We start from the raw sequence: 6,519 nt of genomic DNA on the forward strand, positions 1-6,519 counted from the left end.
AACCCGGCACGGAAGTCCGGCGTTAGGGAGCTTACAGGTTTGCCAGTTCGTCCTGAATCGCCAATGCGGCGGCACGCGGGTTGGGCGCGGTCCAGACGGGGCGGCCAACTACGATATGATCGGCGCCGTCCTTGATGGCGCTGGACGGGGTGGCCACGCGTTTCTGATCGCCAAGGGCTGCGCCGGTTGGGCGGACACCGGGGGTAACGATCAGCTTGCCGTCGGCCTCGGGCAGGGCGCGGATCAAGGCGGCCTCTTGCGGGCTGCAGATGATGCCGTCAGCGCCTGCGGTAAAGGCGTTGCCGGCCCGTTCCTGCACCAGATCGGTGATATTACCTTCTTTGATCAGCGCGCCGTCCAGATCATCGCGATCCAGCGAGGTCAGGATGGTGACGCCAAGGATCTTCAGATCCTTGCCAGCTGCGCCCTCTTTCGCGGCTTTCACCACATAGGGGTCGCCGTGGACGGTCAGGAAATCCAGATCGAATTGGGCCAGGCCGCGGACGGCCTTTTCGACAGTAGCCCCGATGTCAAAAAGTTTCATATCAAGGAAGATGCGCTTGCCGTGTTCCTGCTTCAGTTCGTTGGCCAGGGCAAGGCCCCCGCCGGTCAGCATGCCAAGCCCGATCTTGTAGAAAGACACGGCATCGCCGATCTTCTCGGCCAGTTGCAGGCCCTCGAGTGCGTTCGGCACATCAAGGGCGACGATCAGGCGGTCATCGGACATCGGTGGGCTCCTGTTTTCATGGGGTCCTGCGGGGATTAATCTGTTGTGTGAAAAATCGCAATGGGGATGGTCTTGAACCTGCGCACCTGACCAACCACATGGAGTGTAAGGCCCAATATTGGCGTGCCGCAAAGCGGGCGCCGGAACCCCGGGCGCTTATGGAAGGAGAGACGCCGATGGACATGGAAAAGTTCACGGAGCGGTCTCGCGGATTCTTGCAGGCCGCGCAGACCATTGCCATGCGGGAAAGCCACCAGAAACTGGCTCCCGAACACCTGCTGAAAGCATTGATGGATGACGAACAGGGGCTTGCGAGCAACCTGATCAAACGTGCGGGCGGCGCGCCCGAACGCGTGGTTGAGGCCGTGGATATGGCCCTGACCAAATTGCCCAAAGTGACGGGCGACGCGGGGCAGGTCTATATGGACCCGCAGGTTGGCCGTGTGCTGGACGAGGCGCAGAAGATCGCCAAGAAAGCCGGTGACAGCTTTGTCCCGGTCGAGCGTATTCTGACGGCGTTGGCCGTTGTGAAGTCAAAGGCCAAGGATGCCTTGGACGCGGGCGCTGTGACCGCGATGAACCTGAACTCTGCGATCAATGACATTCGCAAGGGGCGCACGGCGGACACTGCCAGTGCGGAAGAGGGTTATGACGCCCTTAAGAAATACGCGCGCGACCTGACCGAGGCCGCGGCCGAAGGCAAGATCGACCCGATCATTGGCCGCGACGAAGAGATCCGCCGGGCAATGCAGGTGCTGTCGCGCCGGACCAAGAACAACCCGGTTCTGATTGGTGAGCCCGGCGTCGGTAAAACCGCGATTGCCGAAGGTCTTGCCTTGCGGATCATCGACGGCGACGTGCCGGAATCCCTGCGCAACAAGAAGCTGATGGCTTTGGATATGGGCGCGTTGATTGCCGGTGCGAAATACCGGGGTGAGTTCGAGGAACGCCTGAAGGCGATCCTGAAAGAGATCGAAGCCGCAGCCGGTGAAATCATCCTGTTCATCGACGAGATGCACACGCTGGTTGGTGCCGGTAAGACTGACGGCGCGATGGATGCCGCCAACCTGATCAAACCCGCCCTTGCGCGTGGCGAGCTGCACTGTGTTGGCGCGACCACCTTGGATGAATACCGCAAGCACGTGGAAAAAGACGCGGCTCTTGCCCGTCGTTTCCAGCCGTTGATCGTTGAGGAGCCGACTGTCGAAGACACGGTCTCGATCCTGCGGGGTATCAAGGAAAAGTACGAGCTGCACCACGGTGTGCGGATCAGCGACTCGGCCCTTGTGGCGGCGGCAACCCTGTCGCACCGCTATATCACCGACCGGTTCCTGCCGGATAAGGCGATCGACCTTGTGGACGAGGCTGCCAGCCGCTTGCGGATGGAAGTGGACTCTAAACCGGAAGAGCTGGACGCGCTGGACCGTCAGATCCTGCAGATGCAGATCGAGGCTGAAGCCCTGAAGAAGGAAGACGATGCGGCCAGCAAGGACCGTCTTGAAAGCCTTGAGAAAGAGCTGTCGGGCCTGATGGAGCGCTCGTCCGAGCTGACCGCCAAGTGGCAGGCAGAACGTGATCGTCTGGAAGGCACCCGCGACATCAAGGAACAGCTGGACCGCGCACGGGCCGAGCTGGATGCCGCAAAACGCGAGGGCGATTTGGCCAAGGCAGGTGAGCTGTCCTACGGCGTCATTCCCAAGCTTGAAAAGCAGGTTGCGGAAGTGGACGACGCCAGTGACGTCATGGTCGAAGAGGCCGTGCGTCCAGAACAGATCGCTCAGGTCGTCGAACGCTGGACCGGTGTGCCGACCTCGAAGATGCTGGAAGGCGAACGTGAAAAGCTGTTGCGCATGGAAGACGATCTTGGTCGTCGCGTGATTGGCCAGCGGGCCGCTGTGACCGCCGTGTCGAACGCGGTACGCCGTGCGCGGGCGGGTTTGAACGACGAGAACCGGCCGCTGGGCTCGTTCCTGTTCCTTGGCCCGACCGGTGTCGGTAAGACAGAGCTGACCAAGGCCGTGGCAGAATTTCTGTTCGACGACGACAATGCGATGGTTCGCATCGACATGTCCGAGTTCATGGAGAAACACTCGGTCGCCCGTCTGATCGGTGCGCCTCCGGGCTATGTTGGCTATGACGAAGGTGGTGTGCTGACCGAAGCCGTACGGCGCCGGCCTTATCAGGTCGTGCTGTTCGACGAGGTCGAAAAGGCGCACCCGGATGTCTTCAACGTGCTGTTGCAGGTTCTGGATGATGGTGTGCTGACCGACGGTCAGGGCCGTACCGTGGACTTCAAGCAGACGCTGATCATTCTGACGTCAAACCTTGGGGCGCAGGCGCTTAGCCAGTTGCCGGATGGGGCCGATGCCAGCGATGCCAAGCGTGACGTGATGGATGCGGTAAGAGCGCATTTCCGCCCGGAATTCCTGAACCGTCTGGATGAGACCATCATCTTTGACCGGCTCAGCCGCCCGGATATGGACGGGATCGTCGATATTCAGCTGGCCCGACTGTCGAAACGGCTTGCTGCACGAAAGATCCATGTCGAGCTGGATGAGGCCGCGAGGACCTGGTTGGCCGATGAGGGATATGACCCGGTCTTTGGGGCACGTCCTTTGAAGCGCGTGATCCAGCGCCACTTGCAGGACCCGTTGGCAGAGATGCTGTTGGCGGGCGATGTGAAGGACGGGGAAACGATCCCTGTCAGCGCTGGTGCCGACGGTTTGATCGTCGGTGATCGGGTCGCGGCGTCGAACCGCGCGCGGCCAGGCGACGCCGTCGTTCACTAATTATGAAAACCCCGCCACATGGCGGGGTTTTCAATTGCCCCTCTCGGTCAAATCCGTTCTTGTTTTAGAAAACAGGAGAGAGTCGATGGGCGTGTTTATGGATTGGGCCGGGCATGCGCTGAGTTTCATGGCGCTAAGCTTTGTGACCGTGCTGGGATTGATGGCAGCGACGGCCGTTGTCTTCTTCGTGATCGACAGGGTGCAAACCGGCGACGCGATCCGGCGGAACTATCCGGTGATTGGCCGGTTCCGGCACTTGTTCACCACGCTGGGCGAATTCTTCCGCCAGTATTTCTTTGCGATGGACCGGGAAGAGATGCCGTTCAACCGCGCTCAGCGCGATTGGGTCAACCGCGCGTCGTCGGGTAAGGGCAATACGATTGCCTTTGGGTCGACCCGAAACCTGAATATCCCCGGAACCCCTATTTTCGTGAACGCGGCCTTCCCGCCGCTGGACGACCAGTTTGCCGCGACAGACCCGATGGTCATCGGGCCCTACGCGCGCGAACCCTATGTTGCGCCGTCGATCTTCAATATCTCGGGCATGAGCTATGGCGCGCTGTCACGTCCCGCGATCGAGGCTTTGGCCGGGGGCGCCAAAAAGGCGGGTATATGGCTGAACACGGGCGAGGGCGGCCTGTCGCCCTATCACCTGAAATCGGGCTGCGACATCGTCTATCAGATCGGGACCGCCAAATATGGTGTGCGTGACGATGACGGAAAGCTGAGTGACGAGAAGCTGCGCAAGATGGCCGCGCATCCTCAGGTCAAGATGTTCGAGCTGAAGATCGCGCAGGGGGCCAAGCCCGGCAAGGGTGGTATTCTGCCCGGTGCCAAGGTGGATGAAGAAGTAGCCGCCATCCGGGGCATCCCGGTGGGTCAGGACAGCTACTCTCCGAACCGGCATCCGGATATCGAGAATTTTGAGCAGCTCTTGGATATGATCGAACATATCCGCGAGGTGACCGGCAAGCCGGTTGGGTTCAAGACCGTGGCAGGTACGGCAGAACCCTTCGAGGAACTGTTCCAACTGATCCGTGATCGCGGCATCAAAAGCGCGCCGGACTTCATCACCATTGATGGTGGCGAGGGCGGTACGGGCGCCTCGCCCATGCCCTTGATGGATCTGGTGGGCATGCCGATCCGGGAAAGCATGCTGATGGTCGAGGATCTGCGCGATACCTATGGTCTGAAAAATCGCATCCGTCTGATCGCTAGTGGCAAGCTGGTGAACCCCGGCGACGTGGCTTGGGCGATTGCTACGGGCGCGGATTTCGTAGTGTCGGGCCGTGGTTTCATGTTCGCGCTGGGCTGTATTCAGGCGCTGAAGTGCAACAAGAACACGTGCCCCACGGGGATCACCACCCACGACCCTGCGCTGCAAAAAGGACTGGTGGTTGAGAACAAGACGACACGCGTGGCCAACTATGCCCGCAGCGTGATCGCTGAGGTTGAGATGATCGCCCATTCGGTTGGCGTGGCCGAGCCGCGCCAGATGCGGCGGCGTCATGTGCGGCTGGTGCAGCCCGATGGCACATCGCGGTTGATGATCGATATCTTCCCACGGTCCGAGCCGCGGTACCCTGAAGAGGACTAAACATTTCAATCGCCAACGGGATTGTGAGGGAAGTTCAATCGGCAAAACGGCAGGCGCATCGTATATCAGTTTCGAAACGAACGGAGATTGCCCATGCGACGCGCCCGCGCCACTGACCCGAAATGGTCTGACGTCACCCCGAAAGAGGTATTCCTGAATCGCCGCCAACTGATTGCTGGCGCTTCTGCAGTGGCAGGGGCGGCGGCGTTTGGGTCTATCGCCAGCCCGGCGATGGCAGGCCTAGGTGCCAAACCAAGCCGCTACTCGACAAATGAAACGCCGAACGCAAAGTCCGATATCACCAGCTACTGCAACTTTTATGAGTTCGGCACCGGCAAGGATGACCCGGCCAAATACGCAGCCGCCCTGACCATCGATCCGTGGAGCATTCAGATCGGCGGTATGGTCGACAAGCCCGGCACCTATGATCTGGATGACCTGACCAAGGGTGTCTCTTTGGAAGAGCGGATCTATCGGTTTCGTTGTGTCGAGGCATGGTCGATGGTTGTGCCTTGGGTCGGGTTCGAGCTGAAGACGCTGCTGGATCGCGTGGGGGTCCAGCCCTCGGCGAAGTACGTGGCCTTTGAAACGCTGGAACGGCCCTCGGAAATGCGTGGCCAGCGCAGCCCGGTTCTGGACTGGCCCTATCGTGAAGGTCTTCGCCTGGACGAGGCGATGCATCCTCTGACCATCATGGCCACCGGCCTTTATGACGAACCTATGCCCAAGCAGAACGGCGCGCCGATCCGTCTGGTGGTGCCGTGGAAGTACGGGTTCAAATCGATCAAGTCGATTGTGAAGATCACCCTGACCGACCGCGAACCCCAGACCAGCTGGAACATGGCCAACGGGCGCGAGTATGGTTTCTATAGTAATGTGAACCCCGAAGTGGATCACCCGCGTTGGAGCCAGGCGACCGAGCGCGTGCTTGGCGCCGGCCTATTCGCGAAACGCGTCCCGACCCGGATGTTCAATGGATACGGGGATGAGGTCGCCGGTCTCTATGAGGGGATGGATCTGAGAAAGAACTACTAATGGCAGAGACTCCTGAACTGACGTCCCAGATCACCTGCCCGAACTGCGGCGCGAAGAGTCTCGAGGCGATGCCCGAAGATGCCTGCCAGTGGTTCTACAACTGCAAAGCCTGTGGAACCTTATTGAAGCCACTGCCTGGGGATTGTTGTGTCTTCTGTTCCTATGGAACGGTCCCGTGTCCCCCGATCCAACTTGGCGATAGCTGCTGCGGAGACGCATGATGATTGACCGACTTAACCAGTTCTTGCGCCGCGCACCGGCCTGGCCGTTATACGTGCTGGCGCCGCTGCCGATCGCGTGGCTCTATTATCAGGGGCTGACAGGGGCGCTTGGCGTCGACCCGGTCAAGAAGATCGAGCATCAACTTGGTC

6 protein-coding genes (1 of these 6 cut by a window edge) are annotated in these 6,519 nt (G+C 60.2%); 5 read left to right on the forward strand and 1 reads right to left on the reverse strand.

Translation table 11 applies throughout. The features are described from left to right. Positions 1-31: 31 nt before the first annotated feature. On the reverse strand, positions 32-727 hold the full coding sequence (gene pyrF / locus CLM58_RS04955) for an orotidine-5'-phosphate decarboxylase (RefSeq protein WP_095594756.1): 696 nt from the start codon (positions 725-727) through the stop codon (positions 32-34). A gap of 176 nt (positions 728-903) precedes the next feature. Between pyrF and clpB the strand changes: the two genes are divergently transcribed. From clpB to msrQ, 5 genes are all read left to right on the forward strand, one after another. After that, complete coding sequence (gene clpB / locus CLM58_RS04960; protein ID WP_095594850.1) at positions 904-3,516, forward strand: ATP-dependent chaperone ClpB; 2,613 nt, start codon at positions 904-906, stop codon at positions 3,514-3,516. 97 nt (positions 3,517-3,613) lie between these two features. Continuing rightward, the gene (locus CLM58_RS04965; protein WP_095594851.1) at positions 3,614-5,113 is read left to right on the forward strand and encodes an FMN-binding glutamate synthase family protein; all 1,500 of its coding nucleotides are present in this window, start codon (positions 3,614-3,616) and stop codon (positions 5,111-5,113) included. Positions 5,114-5,206: 93 nt separating this feature from the next. After that, entirely contained in the window at positions 5,207-6,148 is a 942-nt protein-coding gene (msrP, locus tag CLM58_RS04970) for a protein-methionine-sulfoxide reductase catalytic subunit MsrP (RefSeq protein WP_095594757.1), read from the forward strand. Beyond that, entirely contained in the window at positions 6,148-6,369 is a 222-nt protein-coding gene (locus CLM58_RS17325; RefSeq protein ID WP_095594758.1) for a GDCCVxC domain-containing (seleno)protein, read from the forward strand. Before msrP ends, CLM58_RS17325 begins: the two co-directional genes overlap by 1 nt. Further along, positions 6,366-6,519 carry the beginning of a protein-methionine-sulfoxide reductase heme-binding subunit MsrQ gene (gene msrQ / locus CLM58_RS04980; RefSeq protein WP_095594759.1) on the forward strand. Its footprint extends 470 nt past the window's final position, so 154 of the gene's 624 nt are visible here — the first part of the coding sequence; its start codon is at positions 6,366-6,368; the stop codon falls past the right edge of the window. Before CLM58_RS17325 ends, msrQ begins: the two co-directional genes overlap by 4 nt.

The sequence above is a fragment of the Actibacterium pelagium genome, from assembly GCF_002285415.1.
Lineage (GTDB): Bacteria > Pseudomonadota > Alphaproteobacteria > Rhodobacterales > Rhodobacteraceae > Actibacterium_B > Actibacterium_B pelagium.